The organism is Herminiimonas sp., from assembly GCF_030655415.1.
In genome coordinates, this window is record NZ_JAURVN010000014.1 from 307,097 (window position 1) to 326,565 (window position 19,469).

Genomic DNA, 19,469 nt, shown 5'->3' on the forward strand with positions numbered 1-19,469 from the left:
AACTAATGAATCAACTAATTGAGTCAACCGGCTCGCGCTCGTTTTGCCCTGCGCTCTTCGCGCGTTACCCAAAAGGCCGCGCCTGCCACCATCAAGGCAAGAGCATACCAAGTAAGTGCATAAACCATATGGCTATTGTGAAACGCGATCACCGTGAGCCCCGCGACCGGGCGTATGGTTGATGTATCTGCAGTGCTGGAAGGATTGCTTTTATCGACTTCTGCATCGATAAAGTAAGGAGCAACATTGGTCAGTTTATGCGCTTGTGCCAGTGCTTGAACGTCGCGTGAATACCAGCGATCGCCGACTGGATCATTGCTACGCAAAAAGCCGCCACCTGGCTCATTGATGCGCAATAAACCAGTAACAAGAACGCGCTCGTTATTCCCCAGCAATGTTGAATTTACTTTTGACGGATCGGAAAAAATTGCCTGGCTTTGCGCTTCTGTGATGAAGCCGCGATTGATGAAAACGACAGTGCCATCTTCTGCACGTAATGGTGTCAGTAACCAGTAGCCGGCACCAAGTGCAGTGACTGCTTGAACTTTGCTCGACAATTCATGCAGAAAGACGCCACTGGCATTGACGTGACGGTATTCGTCATTAGCAGCACTGACTTGCGACCAGCAATCCGGTGCAGGCGCAGCAATCGCTGCGGCGTGCACGCGCTGATCTACCCGTTCAATCAGAGCGAGCTTCCATTGCAGACGATAAACCTGCCATGTGCCTAGTGCGACAAAACCGGCAAACAACAGCAGCGCACATACCGCCAATACGATACGGGTTGTGCGTGAACGTAAAGACGGCTCGGTTTCCTGCGAAACCGAGCCGTCCTTGTTTTGCAACTCATGCACCATTATTTATGGTTCATGTGAGGCGTAACAGCTGGATTAGCCGATGGCATAAGCATTTCGCCAGTCGGATCAGCCATGTGCGGCATCATATTGGTATTGAGGTGATACATGACCCAGATCGAACCGACCAGCATGATGACTACCACCATGATGGTAAAGACCAGCGCCAGCATCGACCAGCCACCTTCGGATTTGGTATTCATGTGCAAGAAGTAAATCATGTGAACCACGATCTGAACTGCTGCAAAACCAAGAATAACGAATGCGGTGGTGCTGGAGTTATTGATCACTTTACCCATGACCAACCAGAATGGAATCGCTGTCAGGATGACCGACAGAATGAAACCAATCGCATAGGTTTTCAGGCTGCCGTGATCGACATGAACTTCGTGGCCGTGGTGACCGTCATCGGCACCATGTGCGGTATTTGCGTGATGATCGCTCATGGCAAGACTCCCATCAAATAAACAAAGGTAAATACACCGATCCAGATCACGTCCAGGAAATGCCAGAACATCGACAAGCACATCAGGCGACGTGTATTTTCAGGAATCAGACCGTGACGTTTGAGTTGAAACATCAAGGTGACCAACCACACGATACCAAAGGTAACGTGCAAACCGTGAGTTGCCACCAGCGCGAAGAACGCAGTCAGGAAGCCGCTACGATGTGGACCAGCACCTTGGTGAATCAGATGACTGAATTCATACAACTCCAACGCCAGAAAGGCTGCACCGAGCAAACCAGTGATGCCTAACCAGATCATGGTGGCACGCAGGTTTTTCTTCTGCGATTCCAGCATGGCAAAGCCGTAGGTAATCGACGACAACAGCAGGAAAGCCGTGTTCATCGCCACCAATGGCAAGTCAAACAAGTCGGCACCAGTTGGGCCGCCAGCGTAGTTACGACCCAATACAGCGTAGGTGGCGAACAGACAAGCGAAGATCAGGCAATCGCTCATTAAGTACAACCAGAAACCCAGCAAGGTGCTGCTTTCTGGATGATGTTCATCCACGTAATAACGCGCGCTCGGATCAGCGCCAGCATCAGCGCTTATTGCGCCAGGATAATTTGCAGTAATTTCAGACATGGCTTTCCAGCAAACGTGTGCGAGCTTCTTCAGTACGGGTTACTTCTTCCGCCGAGATGTAGAAATCGCGTTTGTAATTAAAGGTATGAATAATGATGGCTGCCATCATGACAAGGAACACGACGCCAGCACCCAACCACATGTGCCAGATCAGGCAGAAGCCGATCGCTGCGCTCAATGCAGAAATGATGAAACCGGCTGCCGTATTTTTTGGCATGTGAATCGCGGTGTAGCCTTTCAGTGGACGCTTGTAACCGTTCTTCTTCATGTCAGCCCATGTATCATTGTCATGAACACGTGGTGTGAATGCGAAGTTGTAGTCCGGCGGTGGCGACGAAGTCGACCACTCCAGCGTACGGCCATTCCATGGATCGCCTGTCACATCGCGCAATTCCTTGCGACGTTTGAAGCTGACATAGAACTGCATGAACATCGAGCCGATACCTGCGGCGATCAGTACTGCACCAACAGCGGCGATCTGGAACCAGATTTGCAACGATGGATCCTGGAACTGACTCATACGACGCGTCACGCCCATCAGACCCAACACGTACAACGGCATGAACGCCATCCAGAAACCAACCAGCCAGAACCAGAACGAGCATTTACCCCAGAACACGTCGAGCTTGAAGCCGAATGCTTTCGGGAACCAGTAGTTGATCGCGGCGAATACACCGAATACGACACCACCGATAATCACGTTGTGGAAGTGAGCAATCAAGAACAGGCTGTTATGCAACACGAAGTCGGCTGGTGGAACTGCCAGCAACACGCCGGTCATACCGCCAATTACGAACGTGATCATGAAACCCATCGTCCACATCATCGGCAATTCGAAACGAATGCGACCGCGATACATCGTGAACAACCAGTTGAAAATCTTCGCGCCGGTCGGAATCGAAATAATCATCGTGGTGATACCGAAGAACGAGTTGACACTCGCGCCGGAACCCATTGTGAAGAAGTGATGCAGCCAAACCAGATAAGACAGAATCGTAATCACGACAGTCGCGTACACCATCGAGGTGTAACCGAACAAGCGCTTGGCCGAGAATGTCGAGACGACTTCCGAGAACACGCCGAACAGCGGCAGAATCAGAATGTAGACTTCAGGATGACCCCAGATCCAGATCAAGTTCACGTACATCATGGCATTGCCGCCCATGTCGTTCGTGAAGAAGTTGGTATCAAATACGCGATCCAGTGACAACATCGCCAGCACAGCGGTCAAGATCGGGAACGCTGCAACGATCAACACGTTGGTGCACAAAGCAGTCCACGTGAAAACCGGCATCTTCATCAAATCCATACCTGGTGCGCGCATCTTGACGATGGTTGCAATCAGATTGACGCCAGACAGCAAGGTCCCTACCCCGGCCACCTGCAGTGACCAGATGTAGTAATCCACGCCGACACCCGGGCTGGCCAAAATGCCTGACAGCGGCGGATAAGCCAACCAGCCAGTACGTGCAAATTCACCGACGAACAGCGAAGCCATCGTCAACATAGCGCCGAAAGTCGTCATCCAGAAGCTGAAGTTATTCAGGAACGGGAAAGCAACGTCACGTGCGCCGATTTGCAAAGGCACGACATAGTTCATCAAACCGGTAACCAGCGGCATCGCCACGAAGAAAATCATGATCACGCCATGCGCGGTAAAGATTTGATCGTAGTGATGTGGTGGCAGGAAGCCAGGATTGTCGCCAAAAGCGATCGCCTGTTGTGCACGCATCATCAACGCATCGGCAAAGCCGCGCATCAACATGACCAAACCGAGGATCATGTACATGATGCCGATTTTTTTGTGATCGATACTGGTAATCCAGTCGCGCCACAAAGTGCCCCACACGCGGAAATAAGTCATAGCGCCCAGCACTGCACCGCCACCGAGCAATACCATGCCGAAAGTCAGCAGCAGGATAGGTTCATGAAACGGGATTGCGTCCCAGGTCAGACGGCCGAAGATAAGCTTCGTCAGATCAATATGGTCTAGCATCAATTACTCTTCAATAAATTGGTGGACGAGGTACATACCGCCGCGTCGATTTCGGCAACACGTGAGAGGTTTCCTTTACTTTGGAAACTTCTCGCAGCAGCTTCAACCTTCATGCGGTTTGCATCGTCATGCATCATTCTGTCCATGCAGACAGTGCCTTCAGCGACGCAACGATTCAAGATTGCGCCGTACAAGTCTGGAGCGACTTTGCCGTAGTAACGTACAGGCTCGCGTTCGCTAGGCGCTTCCAGCGCGGTGTAGCTTGTGCGATCCAGCGAGTTGCTTTCGGCTTTGACTTTTTTAACCCAATTGTCGAAGTCCACTTCATCCATGCCGTGATACTTGAAGCGCATGTGCGAGAAACCGTCCCCACTGAAGTTAGCGGAGAAGCCGTCGTAGACGCCCTCTTTATTAATAACTGCGTTCAATTGCGTTTGCATGCCTGGCATGGCATAGATCTGACCAGCCAATGCAGGGATGTAGAACGAATTCATCACGGTCGAAGCGGTAATCTTGAATCGCACAGGAACGTCAATTGGCGTAACCAATTCATTGACGGTCGCAATACCTTGCTCAGGATAGATAAACAACCACTTCCAATCGAGCGCAACCACTTCAACGATCATCGGCTGAGACGCTGATGAGATCGGACGATCGGCATCCAGTCGATCCAGCGGACGATATGGATCCAGCTTGTGCGTGCTGACCCAGGTAATTGCCCCAAGAACGATAATAATAAGGAGCGGCGCGCCCCAAATAATTAGTTCGAGCTGTGTGGAATGATCCCAATCAGGATCATATTTGGCTGTTGTATTACTTTGACGATAGCGCCATGCAAAGAAAAAAGTCAGGAAAATCACCGGAACGATGATCAACAGCATAAGTAGCGTAGAAACAACGATTAGTTGTCCCTGCTGAGAGGCTATGTCACCGGAAGGATTGAGCACCACCAAGTCGCAGCCTGCAAGCAACATGAGTGGTAACAGCAATAATCCGCGACGAGGTATCAAAGAAGTCATTCAATGCATTACGGAGGTTGTGGGATCGTGATAATGTAATACAAACAGCGTGCGTTGCCGATAGGACGTTTTGTCCCACCCCTAGAAACTTTTGATGCGGGCAAATGTCAGTACGTTGTTAATAACAATGATCGATATGGAGGCCAAGATTATGGACAGCACTTATAACACTGAACTTCCACCCGATTCGAAACTTGCCTCACCTGGCAATGGCCCTCGCCTATTAAACACCCGACATAGCCAGATCGCCCCTGGCGAAATTGCTATCGGCGTTGTCATAGGCCGCGCTTCCGAGTATTTCGATTTCTTCGTCTACGCAATTGCGTCAGTACTGGTCTTCCCGGCCGTGTTCTTTCCGTTTGCCGAACCGCTAGAAGGCACACTTTACGCTTTTGCCATTTTTTCGCTGGCATTTATTGCACGGCCATTTGGCACCATTGCCTTCATGGCAATTCAGCGCCATTTCAGTCGAGAAGCAAAACTAACCTTGGCGCTGTTTTTGCTAGGTTTCTCTACTGCAGGGATTGCATTCCTGCCAACTTATGCGCACATGGGCGTCACCGCGATTATCGCGCTGTCACTATTACGTATCGGTCAAGGTATAGCACTTGGCGGCTCATGGGATGGCCTACCTTCCCTACTCGCGCTGAACGCACCAGCTAACAAGCGTGGCTGGTACGCGATGCTGGGGCAACTCGGCGCGCCGGTAGGTTTCTTCATTGCTGCAGGTCTGTTCGCGTATCTGATTTCGACAATTTCCAGAGCTGACTTCCTCGACTGGGGATGGCGTTATCCTTTCTATGTCGCATTCGCCATTAACGTCGTAGCGTTATTTGCCCGGCTGCGCTTGGTATCGACACCGGAATACAGCCGTTTGTTGGATGAACAGGAACTGGAGCCAACCGGTGTCGTGGAAATCACTCGCTCGCAAGGTCGTAACCTCGTCATCGGTGCTCTGGCAGCGTTGGCAAGTTATGCGCTGTTCCATCTTGTGACGGTGTTCCCACTGTCCTGGATCAACCTCTACTCGGCGCGTTCCATTAGCGTCTTCCTGCATGTACAAATGTGGGGTGCAGTATTGGCTGCAGTCGGCGTCGTTGCTTCGGGTCTGATTGCTGATCGCTTGGGTCGTCGTACTACACTCGGCACGACTGCTGTATTGATCGCGATCTTCAGCGCCTTTGTACCTATGCTGATGGACGGTGGACCTGAAGGTCAGGATCTGTTCGTGATCCTTGGCTTTGGTTTGCTGGGCTTGTCTTACGGTCAAGCAGCTGGTGCGGTTTCGGCAAACTTCCCTGCCAAATATCGCTACACAGGTGCAGCGTTGACGTCTGATCTGGCATGGCTGGTTGGCGCCGGTTTTGCACCGCTGGTCGCGCTTGGTTTGTCAGCACACTTCGGTCTCGGCTACGTCAGTCTGTATTTGCTGTCAGGTGCATTTGGTTCGCTGGCAGCCTTGAGTCTTAACCGCTCACTGCAGATTCGTAATTAATTTTCTACATTAGCGATTAGCTTCGCAAATAAAAAGGGCAGACACTTTAGATGTGTCTGCCCTTTTTTATTCTGCCAGATTTTGATTGTATGAGTTCTATCGTGATTAAAAATTTAGATGAAATTCAACAGCTTGTCCCCAACGATTGAGCAGTCTGTCCGCTTACGGATTTTTATCACCATGTTTTTGAATGAAAATTGGGCAAGAATGAATAACCATGAAGCTTTCCAAGCAGATAGCACCTTCGTGCATACCGGCTTTTTGCTGTTCATATCAGACAGTTCTGTCCGTATAAGTAACAGTGGGACGACGCGATGAAAAAGGGCTTTGGAGAAATCCGCTGCAAGTTCTGCATGACTTGGCAGCGGTCTGAGGTACAGCACTACGATGAGGAAAGTTTCTTGGCGATCGCGCCGGGAACCGAAGGACAGGAATGCATCAACCCCTGGTGCCTGCAGTGGATTCCGGCGGATAACGACAACTTTCGCTGGCGCACGGTAAAAGTGGTGGAACCGACTTAGCCCTGAGGCTATTCGTCGCACGGCAGGTCATGTCTGCATTACTGTTGACTCGTTGACTGAAGTCGCGTGGCTAGATGACGCCCAATCTATAGCTCCAGCATACGGCTTTCGGCCGTCGCTGAGCTAACAGCTTAGATTCACCATTCTTCGCTTTGGGTCGTAAGCTGACTTCGTATAACTAAACAATCTTCAATAAAAAATCCCGCTAAAGCGGGATTTTTTATTTCAACTTTCATATCGGCATTCGCAACTTAATGAAACAAACCCCGACATGACATACGCTGATTTATTGGTTTGAATTTACTTGTTAACCAACGACTTCGGTTGCAACAATGCGAGAACCGCACCGAGTACCAAAGCGCCCGCAACAAAGTACATACCCGCGTTGGTGCTGCCGGTTACGTCTTTCAACCAACCTACGATCGTTGGGCTGACAAAACCTGCCAGATTACCGACTGAGTTGATCAAGCCGATACCAGCGGCTGCTGCAGCGCCACCCAAAATTGCACTTGGGTACGTCCAGAACACTGGCATCGTCGACAACATGCCGGCGGTACCAAGCGACAACGCCATCAGCGCCAATACGACGTTATCGCCATACACCGTGCTCAGGAACAGACCGAGGCCGCCGAGCGCACTGGCGATGGCAAAGTGCCAGCGACGCTCACGCATACGATCCGCGCTGCGTGCAACCAGCAAGGTAGCAATCACGCCGCAGGTGTATGGAATTGCAGTCAACAAACCGACATCCAGCGCATCCCTGACGCCTGATGCTTTGACCAGTGTCGGCAGATAGAAGCTGATGCCGTACAAGCCCATCATGCAGCAGAAATAGATTGCTGCCATCAGCCAGACTTTAGGATTGGTGAACACGCCAGCGATGGAATGCGATTTGGTTTCGCTGCCATCTTTAGCAATGTTTTCTTCCAAAATCTTTTTCTCATCGTCAGCCAACCATGTCGATGCACGGATGCTGTTAGGCAGATAGAAGAAGGTAACCACACCGAGGATCAATGATGGAATGGCTTCCAGCAAGAACAGCCATTGCCAGCCGTGCCAACCGTTAGCGCCTGCGAAATGATTCATGATCCAGCCGGACAAAGGACCGCCGACCACACCTGCGATTGGAATACCGATCATGAACAATGCGTTCATTCGGCCCCGACGCGATGCCGGAAACCAGTAGGTCAGATACAGCACGATGCCTGGGAAGAAGCCAGCTTCAGCCACGCCCAGCAAAAAGCGAATCACGTAGAACATGGTCGGCGTGGTGACAAACATGGTTGCGGCAGAAAGTATCGACCAGGTCACCATGATGCGGGCGATCCAGACGCGCGCGCCGACTCTATGCATGATGATGTTGCTTGGTACTTCAAACAGGAAGTATCCGATGAAGAAAATACCTGCACCCAAACCATAAACGGTTTCGCTGAATTGCAGATCGTTCAACATCGTCAGCTTGGCAAAGCCTACGTTGACGCGATCGAGGTAAGCCGCGACGTAGCAAAGGAAAAGGAAAGGTAACAAGCGCAGAGTTACTTTTGCGTAGATGCTGTTTTCAAGCTTCTCGCGTGCGCTGAGTGTATTGCTAGGATGAATGGCGCTCATAAAGTAGTGATGTCTTATTCAGATTGTCAGGCCGAGGACCGGAGAAAGACGCTAGTCCTGCCTCCGGTCATGCCGGATGATGCCTCGCCCTAGCGGGCAAGGCCTATATTAATGCTGCAAATGCTGGATAGTCAGATATTTGCTGGGCGCCGATTCGGGATAAAACCGGGCATAGATAAAGACCGGTTTTGCCGGTTTGGGAAATCATAGCACCCGACATTTATCACTACACATGCAAAAAATTCATCCACAGATGAAAATAATGCTGCTTCGCAGCAAAGCGATCTTAGATTATTTTCATGACGAAAACAATCTTCACGCAGACATCTCCAAACCAGATTTCCCTACAGAAATTTATCCCACGCCGGCTCAAGCGTAAAACGCTCTGCCAGAAAATCCATCATCGTGCGCAAAGTCGCCGGCATGTGCTTACGTGAAGCATAGACACCATAAATACCGAATTCCTGCGGATGATAATCAGGCATCAACGCTAACAATTCACCCGAATGAATGAAAGGCGCGACCAGATAAGTTGGCAACAATGCGATGCCCGCTCCTGCCAGCGTTGCCTGCAATAATGAGGTCGCATCGTTCGCACTGATATTGCCTTTCACGGCAACGTTAGCAGGCAGATCGTCACGATCTAATTGCCAGATGCTGCCGTAATACAAGTGAATCAAGCAGTTATGCTGGCTCAATTGCTCGGCTTGCGTAGGCGTCCCGTGCTTGCTCAAATATTCAGGTGAAGCACAAACTATAGAACGACAAACGCTGAGTTTGCGCGCAATCAAATTGGGATCGAGCTCTTTACTGACACGGATCGCCAGATCAATCCTCTCCTCGACTAGATTGACGACGCGGTCCAGCAATAGCATTTCCACATCCACCGCCGGATAACGCTGCACATATTCAGACACTGCTTCAGCCAGATGTGCTTGTCCAAATGAAGTGCTCACCGTGATGCGCAACAGCCCTTTCGGGCCATCTTCAGGCGTCGCCACCGCCGTTTTCATATCGGTAGCCAGCCCCAATAATTGACGACAGCGCGGCAGCATTTCAGCCCCCGCTAAGGTCAAACTTAGCTTGCGTGTCGTGCGGTGCAACAAACGCGCGCCGGCCCATTCCTCCAGCTCGGCGAGGTAGCGAGAAACCACCGGGCGCGACATGTCGAGCTTGTCCGCCGCGGCAGATTGACTACCGCCATCCACAACCTCAACGAACACCTGCATTGCAATCAATCTATCCATAATTCGACCGTTTTTAGAAACAAACTATGTCAAATAATACGCTTTTTCGTATCGCTTTAAGCAACTAAGCTGAAGCCTCATTCAAATCATCAGGAGCAAACATGAGCAAGATCGCCATCATCGGAGCCACCGGTCGCGCCGGTAGTCAGTTACTCGAAGAAGCATTGCGTCGCGGCCATACCGTAACGGCGATTGCACGCAAAGCGTCATCGTTGGGTGCGCGTGCCGGTGTGACCACCAAGGATGTGGATGTACTAGACGCGGCAGCACTGGAAAGCGCAGTCGCCGGGCACGATGCCGTCTTCAGCGCAGCACACTTTTCCGGCATTCCAGCCAGCACAATCATCAATGCTGTGAAAAAAGCAGGCGTAAAACGCTTGTTGGTAGTCGGTGGTGCAGGCAGTTTGTTTGGCGCACCCGGTTTGAAATTAATTGATGCGCCAGGCTTCCCTGCTGAGTACAAAGCTGAGGCGACAGCCGGCAGCCTGTTTCTCGATATCTTGCGTCAGGAAAAAGAATTGGAATGGACCTTCCTCTCGCCATCAGCCGAGTTCGTTGAAGAAGCTCGCACCGGCAAATTCCGTCTAGGTAAAGATGACTTGCTGGTTGATGCCAATGGCAGAAGCTGGATTTCGTTCAAGGATTTCGCAATTGCGTTTATCGATGAGCTGGAAAAACCTGCACACGTTCGTGAACGCTTTACCGTCGGATACTAAATGGCGCGGGCGGCTCGGTGAAGCATTTAAGGTATGAGCGATGATGCTTGCGATCAACCCGAAAACACACTCGGCAAGATCGATCACCATCAACGAGCATCATGAGCAGCATGCATAAAAAAACTGCATCCGGTCTTATAAACCGGATGCAGTTTCTAGCATCACAGAACTAACATATTCTGCCAATGCTCTCCCCTATCTTTCTACCTGTTCCAACTTCCAGTACATCGCAGCAACCAGCATGCCAAATATCACATGCGCGACGACCGTCGCCCAGCCTCGCATTTCAGCAAACCACGAGAAGAATCTGACCATGCCGTAAAAATTAAACAGATACATCACAACTCCGAATACTGCGCCGCTCAACAAGACCATGCCAATACTTGAATCAAAGCGGAACGACACAATCATCGCGGACAAAATCAACGCAAATGCGATCCCAAGCACATAGTGCGTAATCAACGCGACCGCAACAATCATCAAATTGAAGTCGGTAGATTGCAAGGCATCTTGTCCCATCACGATTGCCGCGACCATATGCGATGTTTCCCATGGACTGCTGCCCATGATGATGGTCGACCACAGCAATTCCAGCACCATTAACACTGCACCTGCGGCAAATCCGGCGACAGCAGCTACCGTCCAGTCAGGACTACGTTGTACCCATCGATGGGTATGCATATGAAGTTCCATATCAACCTCCATAAAGAAGCAACATCGAGCTCGTCACCTGCGAACACTGCTCGATTATTGCTGCACAACGGACATCTGATCTACGCAATTAATTTACGCAATGAGCTTAATCGAGCCAATTTTTCGAGTCAGGGAAAAACCGGAATATGTGGCTCTTCACCACCGAACTGCATTTCAGGATGACGCCCAGCCAGCATTTTCTCGATCTCTTCCACACGCCTTGCCGGCACATCCACGATCATCAATATCCGACCTTTTTCCAGATCCGGATAAAACGCTTTCAACTGTGAGTTAGGCACCGCCGCCGCGGCCATGCTCGAAGCCCAACCACCAAATAAAATACCCATCAAGGTTGTGACCAGTACAGTCGCCTGGCCTAATTCGTAATACACGATCAGCAATGCACCAAACGCCATACCAAGAATTGCGCCAACGATCATGCCGGCTGCAGCACCATGCAATACATCTGTCTTGAGTAGGAAGCTGGCCTCCGGCATATCGGGAGGCAAAGGCGCGCTGGAAATAAAGCGAATATGTTGCTGCTCTATACGACTCAGCAACATGTCATCGAAGCTGCGACGTGCGCTGTCGATATCGGGCAGGAAGTAATACAGTCTGTGTCTCATGACGGCTCCTTTACGTTGCCTGTGCATGCTTCAGTATAGGAAGTATGTATCGACTTTCAATGTGTAAATTTATGCTCTAGCCAAGGTTTAGAAGATGGCGAGACGCGATTCAATGCGTCGAGAAAAATTGCCATACTGCATGGTGATTTGCTGTCTAAATCAACCTGCTGGCTAATACTTTCAACTAGATAAAACACGGGGCCAAGATTGAAAAAAGGCGTGTACGACACGCCTTTTTAATCAACATTAACTTAGCAACACTCGATATTTAGAAATCCAATGTGGTCTTCAGCATCACCGCACGCGGATTACCAACCGGGACCCAATTGGCGTTAGAAGCACCCGCGAGATACTCTTTGTCGAAGACGTTCTTGATGTTCAACTGCACGCGATAACCTTGGCCTTGATAACTAATATTGGCATCAGCAACCGTGTACGCTGGCACGATATAGGAAGCACTAGTAGTCGTTTTATCTCCGACATACCGTACACCTACGCCGGCGCCCCAACCTTGAAGCGCTCCATCGAATCGATAGTTCGCCAAAATATTTGCCGTTTTACGCGGCACATTCGACAGCCATTGTCCGACGGTCGCAGCCTGCGATGCTGAGGCTTCAGTGATAACCGCATCCAGCAGTGACAATGCACCCGATAACTGCCACCCATTCTTGAGGTCTGCAGCAATCTCTGCTTCATATCCTTTGGTTCTTTGCTCACCAATCGCGACTTGGAATCCAGGATTTAAATCGTCAGTCTGAGCTAGATTTTTGCGAGTCAAATCATAATAAGCAAAGCTCGCACTGAATCGCTTGTCGTCAGACAGAAACTTCACACCTATCTCCGACTGCTTGCCTTCTTCGGGAGCTATTGGACTACCCCCGACTGTAATCCCGGTCTGAGGAAGAAATGAAGTGGCATAACTGATGTAAGGCGCAACGTTCTGCGTTGCTTTGTAAACGAAGCCAACATGCCCAGTATTCGCACTGCTATCAGTATTTGTCGCAGAACCGGTTTGTACATTAACCGTTTTCAAACTAGCGCTATCGTGACGCAGCGACATACTCACACTCAATTGGTCTGAGAAATCGATGTAATCACGAACATAGAGTCCATTCTGTGCAAGTGTCGTATCAACGATAGACGTGATACCACAAGCTGTAATCGGCCGCCCGAAAACAGGGTTGTAAATATTCTGGGCAGCGATTGCGCACCGTCTGCTATCTCTGTAAAGCTTGTCGTTCATTGCATCGAAGCCGACCATTACATTGTGTTTGAGCCCGCCCCAATTGAATGTCTTTGCTACGTTGGTGTCGATGCCATCAGAACGACCGCTAAAATTTTGGCTCAATACATTTTGGTTGAAATTGCCAGTCGATGCATTTACAGCGCCGGTTGTATTTGCCAGCTGACCAGTAAGGTCCATTTCCAGATGACGATAGGTTTGATTCAATGTCCAACCACTATCAAACCGGTGTGTCAGCGTATAACCTATCGATTTTTGTTCTACATCGTACGGTGCAATCGAGTAGTCACCGCTATTAAAGCTTGTTGGTACTGATATGCCGTTATTTACCAAGGAGCTAGCGGCAAGGGGAAGTCCTTGCTGCCGTACGTAGTTACGTTGATTGATTGCAGTCAGAATGGTGAAATCTGTTCTAGCGCCAAAATCCAGTGACACCGACGGCGCAATGTAGCGATTTTTAAACCAAACATTATCTGTCGGGTCATCGGAATTCATCGCCATACCATTAACTCGGAAGGCAGCTTTTCCGTTTTCTGATTCAATTTTTCGTCCAAAATCGAACGTCCCTTGCAGGTATCCGTAATTTCCTACTGTGAATCCGACCTGATTAAATACTTCGGGACGCGGGCGCTTGCTAATTATGTTGACGGTTCCACCCGGTGTGACTTGTCCAAAGTAAATGGAAGCCGGACCTTTTATGACTTCAATGCGTTCCGCCCCGTAAATTTCTTGAGCAATCCAATTGGCCTGCCCTATTCTTAGTCCATCGAGATACATCGTATCGGATGCACTTTGCCCACGGATGATGAAGTCATCCCAGCCCCGACGACCAAGTGTTGACGAAGTTACGCCTGCGACAGTTTCAATCGCTTCATCAAGGGTTGTAGCCTGTCTGGCATCCATCAGCTCTCGCGTCACAACCGAAATCGATTGCGGTGTTTCGAACAGAGGCTTATCAGATTTAGTGGTTGAAACAGTCTGAGTAGAAAATCCATCCTGATTGACGCCAACCACTTGAATCTGCGGCAGGACATTCTGCTCTGCTGCGGATTTTTGGGAGTTGCTCTCCTGTGCGCTTGCGGTAGAGATAACACCCGAAGTAGAAAGAAGGAAAAGTGCGAGCCGAATTGCAGCGACAGAAGGACGAAGTTGGGTGCTAGAAACGTACATTCAAAATCCAAATAATTGATAACGATTCTCATTATTGTTCATTTGGAGACTTCCGGAAAGCAATTTAGACCATCAGTTGCAGCTCTTCGCATTATTTCTGCGCGCCCAAGATACTTCCAAAAATTTTATAAATTACGCATTGTTGAAATGTAATGAGCCTGCTGTGAGGCAGGCCCATTTTCACTCTTAAATGTTCGACTCTCAAAATTACGCTCCAAAACCACCATCAATCGTCAAGCTAGCGCCGGTAATATAAGCCGCTTCAGGACCGGCAAGATAAGCGACGAAAGAAGCGATTTCTTCTGCTTTGCCATAGCGTCCGACAGCCATCAAACCTTTCAAGCTATCGGCAAACTCGCTGTCAGCTGGATTCATATCGGTGTCGACTGGGCCTGGCTGTACGTTGTTCACCGTGATGCCGCGTGGGCCTAAGTCGCGTGCCAGACCTTTGGTCAAACCGACGATTGCTGCTTTACTCATCGCATATGCCGCGCCGCCTTGGAACGGCATGCGGTCAGCGTTGGTGCTACCGATCGTGATGATGCGACCGCCCGTGCCCATATGACGTTGCGCTTCTTGTGTCGCGACGAACACGCTACGTACATTCACCGCGACCGTGCGATCAAAGTCTTCCAGTTTGAACTCTTCAATTGGACCTAAAGCCAACACACCTGCGTTGTTCACCAGGATATCGATGCCGCCGAAGGTCGCTGCAGCTTGATCGATTGCTTGCTTGACTGCGGCTGCGTCGCTGCTGTCGGCTTTGATTGCCAATGCGCGGCCGCCGCTTTGCTGAATCGCGTAGACCACTTCATTTGCCTTGTCCGGCGAGCTGACATAAGTGAATGCGACTGCAGCGCCATCACGAGCCAGACGTTTGACGATGGCGGCACCAATACCGCGCGAACCGCCTTGAACGAAAGCTGTTTTACCTGCCAATGTTTGTTGTGTTGTGTTCGACATAATTATTCTCCGTTTGGTTAATTAGACTGCAATGAATTGCGAGACGACGGAGTCAGTATCGGACATGAATTATGTTGTGACTAGATAGTAATTCTTATATTCTATTGAAACTAAAAGTTTCAAATTGACGGTCAATCAGATACGCGGAATCGCTATGGAATCAATGAGCAGCATTGAATGTTTTGTTCGCAGTGCCGAGGCAGGAAGCTTCTCGGAAGCCGCACGCCGCCTCAGTCTGACCTCTGCCGCTGTCGGCAAAAACGTAGCCAAACTTGAATCCAATCTTGGCGTCCGATTGTTCCAGCGCAGCACCCGCAGTTTGAAATTGACCGAGGCCGGCGAACTGTTTCTGGCAGAGGTCAGCGGCGGCCTCGCGACCATCCAGTCAGCCGTCGCCAATCTGGCTAGCGCAGATGGGCAACCAGCCGGCACTTTAAAGATCAGCATGGGCACCGGATTTGGTCGTACGTATATCGTGCCGTTGCTAGCCGATTTTTTGCAGTTGTACCCAGCCATCGTCCCTGACTGGCATTTTGATAATCGTCGCGTTGATATGGTGGCGGAAGGATTCGATGCGGCTATCGGTGGCGGCTTCGATTTGCCGCCTGGCGTGGTCGCGCGCGCACTGGCGCCATCGCATGGTGTGCTCGTTGCAGCGCCCAATTACTTTGCCGATAAAACCATCCCACGCGTGCCGGAAGATCTGGCGCAATGCGATGGCATTCTGATTCGGTCCCCGCAGACTGGTCGCGTCCGTTCCTGGCCCTTGCGCAATCGCGCCAATGAGCAGAGGCCGATTACTTTGCGTACACGCATGACGATGAGCGATCCGGATGCGGCTTGTGAAGCCGCGCAAATGGGCTTGGGTATCGCACTCATCTCGATGCCGAACGCACTCTATTATCTGGAAAATAAAAAGCTGATACGTGTCATGCCGGATTGGTACGTCGATATGGGCACGCTCTCGCTCTACTTCACCGCACAGAAATTATTACCTGCGAAAACGCGCGCCTTCGTTGATTTTGTCGTTGAGCATTTCCGTAAAGAGAAACTCGCTAAACGCTTCTCTGCAATTTAAACACACACGCAATGACTTCCACCAAACGAGCACTTTGCACAAAATGTCTGCGTCCACAGCGCACGTGCATTTGTCTGTGGATTACACCGACAGAGAACGAGGTCGAGGTGCTTTTTTTGCAGCATCCATTAGAGATCGACAATGCAAAAGGAAGCGCACGCCTGCTGCATTTAAGTTTGCCGCATAGCCAAATAAAGACAGGCGAAGTATTTGCGGAAGATGAGTTAGGTGAGTTGCTGTACGCACCCTTCCGTCATCAAGATGGCAAGGAACAAACCAACAAAATAATTCAGCCGCTGTTGCTTTACCCCGATACAGCGGAAGACGGCAACATCGTTATTCCGCCAGTACTCGCGCTCGCGCCAGACAACTCAGCCTTTCAATATCGTCTGATCGTACTCGATGGAACCTGGCGTAAAAGCCGAAAAATGCTCTACCTCAATCCGCTACTACAACAGTTGCCGAGCCTGCCTTTAAGCGACCCGCCCGCTTCGCATTACCGTATACGCAAAGCGCACAAAGCAGATCAACTCTCGACCTACGAAGCAACGTGCTATGCCTTGATGCAATTGGAAAATGAAGTGGAGAAGTATCTGCCACTACTCGCAGCATTCGATGGCTTTGTTGAGCAAATCGGTAGCTATGATCCAAGCTCAAAGAAAAGCGAAATCTGAACGAATGAATCTCTGGCTTGATAATCCACTTCCAACCTAAGAGTATGCGATGTAGCGCAACAAGCTCACCCTCACACATCGAACCCAATCGTTCGTCCAATAAAATTCATTCCCTACGAGCAGCCAATTCTTTGTGCTGCTATCAAGTAGGTAAAGGTGTAGCCACAGCAATGGGCAATGACTACACGGGATACTTCAGCACAAGACTGTCTCTTAAAACTTATAGTTTGCCGTCAGCATAACGTTTCTGCGTTCCCCATAGCCGCAATCCTGGCCAACACCGCGACACCAAGAGACGTATTCCTTGTCCGTCGCATTTTGTATGCTGAGCACCAGGTCCCATGGACCCGTCGTATAACCTAGCATGGCGTCTACCATGGTGACGGAAGGTACAACCGGACGCCCGCCAGTCCCCGTAACGTTGCCGACATATCTGCCACCCAGTCCGGTGCGCCATCCCGATGGGAACAAGTATTGAGCCCAAGCCGAAGCGGTTTTTTCAGGAACCGAAGCAAGTCTTTGTTTCGTTACATTATTGATTGCATCAAGAGATGTGTAATTTGCCAGCAGTTCTAACTGACCTACACGCTGGCGCAACGCAAGCTCCCAGCCATCTGTCTTGGCACCTACTTGTTCTAAGCCGCCAGGCGTCGCACCGTTTGCAACGCGATTTTTTTGTTCGATATCAAACCAAGCAAACGTTGCTGACGTCTTTCCAGAAGCGGACAGATATTTCACACCGGCCTCTTTTTGTTCACCGGTAGTCGGTTTAAGAATGCCTGCCGCGGCAGTTCCATCATTCCCCAAATTCGGAGAAAAAGCAGTCGACTTGCTGATATAGGGAGAGATGCCGTTTTCGAAGCGGTACATCAGCCCCAGACGTCCGGTCGTTTCATTGTTGCGTGCCACCGTACTAGCTCCAGTAATGCCAAGTAATGTATTTCTGGCGCTGTCATTTCGTACCGCGCCCGAAACTACCCACGGCCCCCATTCAATGTGATCCATAGCATAAATACCTGTCTGCACAATCTTGTTATCTGGCCTGTCGCCTGTAGGCAGTGCAGCAGGATTAACTAAACCATATACGGGGTTATAGACATTGAACGTTCCCGGAAGAGCAGTTGACATATAGTTTGCCTCTTCCCAAAAGGCATTTTGATAATCAACGCCAATAGAAACGGTATGTTTGGTTGGACCAAAATTCAGGATGCCTTCAAGCCGTACATCCGAAGCGAACACATCGGTCTTCCGATCCGCTGAAGTAGCCGTGCGTGCAATGTTGCCGGCGTTATCCGGCACTTGACCAACTGTCGTATAGATCTCTTTGGTAACGCTGGACGAATTTGTTTGCCTTACGCTCGCAGCAAGTTTCCATGCGTTGGATAATTGCTGATCCCAGAACAAGCTAACCTCGTTCTTTTTTGTGTCATAGCGATCCCAGTTCGGTTCGCCAGCAAATCGACTGCTCGGAATTTGTCCAAGCGGCGCAGGATCGATAGTGCCCTTAGATGGCAGAAACTGAGAAGATACTTTGGATTCGTTCTTCTGGTAGATGTACTGCAGCGTCAGACTTGTGTCCTTATTTGGCTTCCAGGTTAGCGAAGGCATAAATACCATCGCGTCGTCGTTAACATAGTCCACCTGGGTTCCGCTGTCGCGCTTGAGCGCAACGATGCGATAGAGGAAGTCGCCAGTCTCGCTGAGCAGCCCTGTCAAGTCGGCGGCAATCTGTTTGCGGTCATGCGAGCCATACTGGACTTCGATTTCCCTAGCGGCTGTTTTTTGAGGACGTTTGGTCACTACGTTGACGATGCCACCAAGGTCAGCTTGACCGTACAGCACCGAAGAAGGTCCCTTGAGTACCTCGACACGATCCAATGTATATATTTCGGAGCGGACATTATTGTAAGAACCGTATATAGAACGGAGCCCGTCAATATAAGTCGATGGGGACAAGCCTCGGATAGACGCCCAGTCGCCACGCGTATCAAAACCGTACTGGCCTGAGTAAACGCCTGCACTGTAGAGCAGCACATCCTGAACGTTTTTTGCGCCGGCTTCTTTAGCCTGTTTGACGTCAATCACACTCATGGAAAATGGCGTGTCTTGAATGCTTACGGAGCTTTTACCGACAGTTGCAGCTCTGCCCTGCGTCACCAGGCGATCATTTCCTGCATCTGTGCTTACATTAATTGAAGGCAGCGTTGCAGGCGCGGTAGCAGCAACTTCCGCGCTTTTCGTTTCAGCAGGAATGGCTTGAGCATATGAAACGATCGGTATCGCGAAGGCACCCGCAAATATTGCAGAGCAAGCCAAATGAACTGCAACGGCAACAGGACGAAGTTTTGGCTGATTCACGGAGACAGAAATATAAGGCTTTGGCATGATTGGATTTAATTAATTTTTGAAGGAAGACCTAGAAATACAAATGAGAATGATTTGCATTATACAAATAATTAATTTCAATACAAGTTTA

Annotated in this window: 17 protein-coding genes; 5 read left to right on the plus strand and 12 right to left on the minus strand. The window is 50.1% G+C overall.

Annotation, left to right across the window (positions count from 1 at the left end; translation table 11 throughout):
- Positions 1–23: 23 nt before the first annotated feature.
- Genes Q7T66_RS10580 through cyoA form a run of 5 tightly spaced genes read right to left on the minus strand, consistent with a single transcriptional unit; the run spans position 24 to position 4,959 of the window.
- Positions 24–857, minus strand: a complete 834-nt coding sequence (locus Q7T66_RS10580; RefSeq protein ID WP_304933301.1) for an SURF1 family protein — start codon at positions 855–857, stop codon at positions 24–26.
- On the minus strand, positions 857–1,300 hold the full coding sequence (cyoD, locus tag Q7T66_RS10585; RefSeq protein ID WP_304933302.1) for a cytochrome o ubiquinol oxidase subunit IV: 444 nt from the start codon (positions 1,298–1,300) through the stop codon (positions 857–859). The genes Q7T66_RS10580 and cyoD overlap by 1 nt, the downstream gene beginning before the upstream one ends.
- Positions 1,297–1,944, minus strand: coding sequence for a cytochrome o ubiquinol oxidase subunit III (gene cyoC / locus Q7T66_RS10590; RefSeq protein ID WP_304933303.1), 648 nt, complete (start codon positions 1,942–1,944; stop codon positions 1,297–1,299). Before cyoC ends, cyoD begins: the two co-directional genes overlap by 4 nt.
- A complete protein-coding gene (gene cyoB, locus Q7T66_RS10595; RefSeq protein WP_304933304.1) occupies positions 1,937–3,940 on the minus strand; it encodes a cytochrome o ubiquinol oxidase subunit I in 2,004 nt (667 codons plus the stop codon). The genes cyoC and cyoB overlap by 8 nt, the downstream gene beginning before the upstream one ends.
- On the minus strand, positions 3,940–4,959 hold the full coding sequence (gene cyoA, locus Q7T66_RS10600; RefSeq protein WP_304933305.1) for a ubiquinol oxidase subunit II: 1,020 nt from the start codon (positions 4,957–4,959) through the stop codon (positions 3,940–3,942). The genes cyoB and cyoA overlap by 1 nt, the downstream gene beginning before the upstream one ends.
- Positions 4,960–5,110: 151 nt before the next feature.
- On the opposite strand from cyoA, the gene Q7T66_RS10605 reads away from it, so the two are divergent.
- Complete coding sequence (locus Q7T66_RS10605; protein WP_304933306.1) at positions 5,111–6,454, plus strand: MFS transporter; 1,344 nt, start codon at positions 5,111–5,113, stop codon at positions 6,452–6,454.
- A gap of 314 nt (positions 6,455–6,768) precedes the next feature.
- Positions 6,769–6,975, plus strand: coding sequence for a hypothetical protein (locus Q7T66_RS10610; RefSeq protein WP_304933307.1), 207 nt, complete (start codon positions 6,769–6,771; stop codon positions 6,973–6,975).
- Between the two features lie 300 nt (positions 6,976–7,275).
- On the opposite strand, the gene Q7T66_RS10615 is transcribed toward Q7T66_RS10610, so the two are convergent.
- Positions 7,276–8,583, minus strand: coding sequence for an MFS transporter (locus tag Q7T66_RS10615; protein WP_304933308.1), 1,308 nt, complete (start codon positions 8,581–8,583; stop codon positions 7,276–7,278).
- 344 nt (positions 8,584–8,927) lie between these two features.
- A complete protein-coding gene (locus tag Q7T66_RS10620; protein WP_304933309.1) occupies positions 8,928–9,830 on the minus strand; it encodes a LysR family transcriptional regulator in 903 nt (300 codons plus the stop codon).
- 101 nt (positions 9,831–9,931) lie between these two features.
- Here Q7T66_RS10620 and Q7T66_RS10625 point away from each other — a divergent pair, with 101 nt between their 5' ends.
- Positions 9,932–10,546: an NAD(P)-dependent oxidoreductase gene (locus Q7T66_RS10625; protein ID WP_304933310.1), complete on the plus strand. Its 615-nt coding sequence runs from the start codon at positions 9,932–9,934 to the stop codon at positions 10,544–10,546.
- Positions 10,547–10,741: 195 nt separating this feature from the next.
- Here Q7T66_RS10625 and Q7T66_RS10630 read toward each other — a convergent pair whose 3' ends face one another.
- The 4 genes from Q7T66_RS10630 to Q7T66_RS10645 form a co-directional block, all read right to left on the minus strand.
- Complete coding sequence (locus Q7T66_RS10630; protein WP_304933311.1) at positions 10,742–11,239, minus strand: hypothetical protein; 498 nt, start codon at positions 11,237–11,239, stop codon at positions 10,742–10,744.
- A 128-nt stretch (positions 11,240–11,367) separates the two neighbouring features.
- Positions 11,368–11,865 (minus strand): DUF1269 domain-containing protein, encoded by a 498-nt coding sequence (locus tag Q7T66_RS10635; protein ID WP_304933312.1) that lies wholly within the window; start codon positions 11,863–11,865, stop codon positions 11,368–11,370.
- A 268-nt stretch (positions 11,866–12,133) separates the two neighbouring features.
- Positions 12,134–14,278 (minus strand): TonB-dependent siderophore receptor, encoded by a 2,145-nt coding sequence (locus Q7T66_RS10640; RefSeq protein WP_304933313.1) that lies wholly within the window; start codon positions 14,276–14,278, stop codon positions 12,134–12,136.
- A gap of 207 nt (positions 14,279–14,485) precedes the next feature.
- Positions 14,486–15,241, minus strand: coding sequence for a 3-oxoacyl-ACP reductase family protein (locus tag Q7T66_RS10645; protein ID WP_304933314.1), 756 nt, complete (start codon positions 15,239–15,241; stop codon positions 14,486–14,488).
- A gap of 154 nt (positions 15,242–15,395) precedes the next feature.
- Here Q7T66_RS10645 and Q7T66_RS10650 point away from each other — a divergent pair, with 154 nt between their 5' ends.
- On the plus strand, positions 15,396–16,319 hold the full coding sequence (locus Q7T66_RS10650) for a LysR family transcriptional regulator (protein WP_304933315.1): 924 nt from the start codon (positions 15,396–15,398) through the stop codon (positions 16,317–16,319).
- Between the two features lie 11 nt (positions 16,320–16,330).
- Positions 16,331–16,993, plus strand: coding sequence for a tRNA-uridine aminocarboxypropyltransferase (locus Q7T66_RS10655; RefSeq protein ID WP_304933316.1), 663 nt, complete (start codon positions 16,331–16,333; stop codon positions 16,991–16,993).
- 213 nt (positions 16,994–17,206) lie between these two features.
- On the opposite strand, the gene Q7T66_RS10660 is transcribed toward Q7T66_RS10655, so the two are convergent.
- Complete coding sequence (locus Q7T66_RS10660; RefSeq protein WP_304933317.1) at positions 17,207–19,378, minus strand: TonB-dependent siderophore receptor; 2,172 nt, start codon at positions 19,376–19,378, stop codon at positions 17,207–17,209.
- Positions 19,379–19,469: the final 91 nt, after the last annotated feature.